Origin of the sequence: Streptomyces sp. BR123 (assembly GCF_013401435.1) — a bacterium.
In the GTDB taxonomy this organism is placed as follows: Bacteria; Actinomycetota; Actinomycetes; order Streptomycetales; family Streptomycetaceae; genus Streptomyces.
In genome coordinates, this window is sequence record NZ_JACBGN010000524.1 from 1 (window position 1) to 2,589 (window position 2,589).

At 77.8% G+C, this 2,589-nt stretch carries 1 protein-coding gene and 2 pseudogenes; all 3 read right to left on the minus strand.

Translation table 11 applies throughout. The features are described from left to right. A pseudogene (locus HYE82_RS35875) lies at positions 1-287 on the minus strand (ADP-ribosylglycohydrolase family protein); the annotation flags it as partial. Next, positions 284-1,426: an ADP-ribosylglycohydrolase family protein gene (locus HYE82_RS35880; RefSeq protein ID WP_179178414.1), complete on the minus strand. Its 1,143-nt coding sequence runs from the start codon at positions 1,424-1,426 to the stop codon at positions 284-286. The gene HYE82_RS35880 and the pseudogene HYE82_RS35875, both read right to left, overlap by 4 nt. Positions 1,427-1,433: 7 nt before the next feature. After that, a pseudogene (locus HYE82_RS35885) lies at positions 1,434-2,544 on the minus strand (ADP-ribosylglycohydrolase family protein). Positions 2,545-2,589 lie beyond the last annotated feature (45 nt).

Consider the following 2,589-nt stretch of genomic DNA (forward strand, 5'->3'; position numbering starts at 1 on the left):
GCGGCGGTGACGGCCGGCCAGGTGGCCGGTTCGGCGGCGGCCGACGGGCGGGGGAGCGCGGCCAGTTCGGTCAGGAGGCGGGCGGCGAGGTCGCGGAGTTCCGGCGGGCTCGGCTCGGCGCAGGCGCCGGCCCGGGCGGGGGCCGGGCGGCCGCCCGCCGCCAGCCAGCGGCGCAGCAGCGGCTCCGCGTCCCGCCCGTCCTCGGCGGCCTGCCGCAGCTCGTGGCCGACGAGGTCCTCCGGCTGCACCCAGGTCAGCCGCAGCCCGCCGCCCGGACCGCCCGTCACAGGGCCGCGATCGTCGCAAAGGCCGCCTCGTGGGCGCGGCGCCGGGACCGGTCCAGGGCGAAGACCTCCCGGGCCACCGCGGACAGCACCGCCGCCGGCGCGTGCAGATCGAGCCGGCTGGCCTCGGCGACCTGCTTGGCCCAGCCGGTCGGGACCGCTGCCTCGCCCGCCAGCGCCCCGGCGACCGCCCCCGCCATGGTGGCGATGGAGTCGCAGTCCCGCCCGTAGTTGACCGCCCCGAGCACCGCTTCCTCGTACGCGCCGTCCGCGACGACCAGCATGCCGAGCGCGACCGGCAGTTCCTCGATCGAGTGCAGCCGGGACGGCCGCCGGGCGCCCAGCGAGGGCGCGCGGTAGTCGTCGCCGACCGAGTCGTACGGGGCCACCGCCGCCCGCAGCGGCCCCAGCGCCGACTCGAAGTCCCGGTGGCGCCCGGCCGCTTCGCAGACCGCCTCGATCGCGGCCCGCGTGCCGTCCTTGGCCAGGGCGAGCACGGCGTCCACCACCGCCGACACCGTCGCCCCCGGAACGCACGCCGCCGCCACCGCCGCCGCGAGGACACCCGCGGCCTCCCGCCCGTACGAGGACTGGTGGGCGGCCGCGATGTCCAGCGCCTCCGCGTACGCGCCCGCCGGATTGCCCGCGTTGACGATGCCGACCGGCGCCATGTACATCGCCGCCCCGCAGTTGACGATGTTCCCGCTGCCGGCCTCGCGCGGGTCCGCGTGCCCGTAGTGCAGGCGGGCCACGATCCACTTCTCGGCGAGGAAGATCCGCTGGAGGGGGAGGGCCTCCGCCTCCAGCTCGGGGATCCAGCGCGGGCGGGTCATCAGGTCGGGGACCAGGTGCTCGGCGACCGCGTACGCGTCCAGGTGGTCCCGTACGGCCTCGTAGACCCGGACCAGGGCGTGCGTCATGAGGGTGTCGTCGGTGACGCGGCCGTCGCCCTTGTGGTACGGGGCGATGGGCCGGGCGGTGCGCCAGTCCTCGTACCAGGGGCCGACGATGCCGTGGACGCGGCCGCCGTGGCGCTGCGCGATCAGGTCCGGGGACCAGCCCTCCAGCGGGCCGCCGAGGGCGTCGCCCACGGCGGCCCCGACGAGGCAGCCGGCCGCCCGGTCTTCCAGAGTGAGCGTCATGTCCGAATCATCCCTTGGGTGAGGTGAGTTCCCGTGCGAGCGAGCAGCGCGGCGAGTTCGACGAGGTCCGTGCCGGCGAGGCGGGGCAGGGCGCAGCCGGAGAGGACGCGGCAGGCCTCGCGCCAGGCGGAGGGGATCGCGTCGCCGCCGCCGAGGGCGCCGGTGAGCGCGCCGGCGAGAGCGGGGGCGGAGTCCGCGACGCGGGACAGGCAGGCCGCGGCAGGGACGGTGTCGACCGTCCGGCCGCGGGCGGCGGTGGCCAGGGCGAGGGCGACCGGGACGGTCTCGGCGGCGGCGATGCCGTAGCTGTAGACGTGGTCGACGATCTCGTGTTCGAGGGTCGGGACGATGGCGAAGGCGCCGCCGCCCTCCGTGTGGGTACGGGCGAGCTCCACGGCGTGGCGGGCGTTGCGGCCGATCTCGGTGGCCTCGGGGAGCTGGCTGAGGGCGGCCTCGACGGCGGTGTCGGTGTCCGCGCCCGCGAGGGCGGCGGCGAGGGCGGCGGCCATCGCGCGGGCGCCGTGGACGCCGTCGCCGTCCTGGGTGTAGCGGGCGTCGAACTCGGCGAGGTCGGCCGCGGCCTGCGGGTCGCCGGGGTGGACGACGGCGAGGACGCAGGCGCGGACGCAGGCGGCGTCGTCGAAGTAGTGCGGGTTGTCGTGGCCGGTGGCGGGCGGGCGCAACCCGGCGGCGAGGTTGCCGAGGCCGGCCCGTACGGAGATCCGCGCGCGCAGCGGCAGCACGGCGGACTCGACCTCGGGGGCGCGCTCCGCCGCGGCGGCGACCTCGCTGGCCAGGGCGTTCCAGGCGAGGTCGATCGCGGCCCGCATCCGGCGGGACGGGCTGAGGTCGCTGAGCAGGCCCTCGGCGGCGGTGAGCACGGACTCGGCGGAGAAGGCGGCCCACTCGGCGTCGTCCGACGGGCCGAGGAGCAGGGGCTCCGGGGGCTGGTTCAGGGCGATCGGGACGGGGAGGGTCGTGGTGGCGTTCTGCTCGGCGAACGTGTCCAGCTCCCGGGTGAGCCGACGGGTCCACTGGGGCATCCGGCTGGCCCGGTGCCGGGCGGCGGGCCACCCGGCGGCATCCCCCACGGCCAACCCGATCAACAACCCCTCGATCCGCCCGCGCCGCGCCTCCCCACCCGGGCCTGCGCCGCCCCCGGG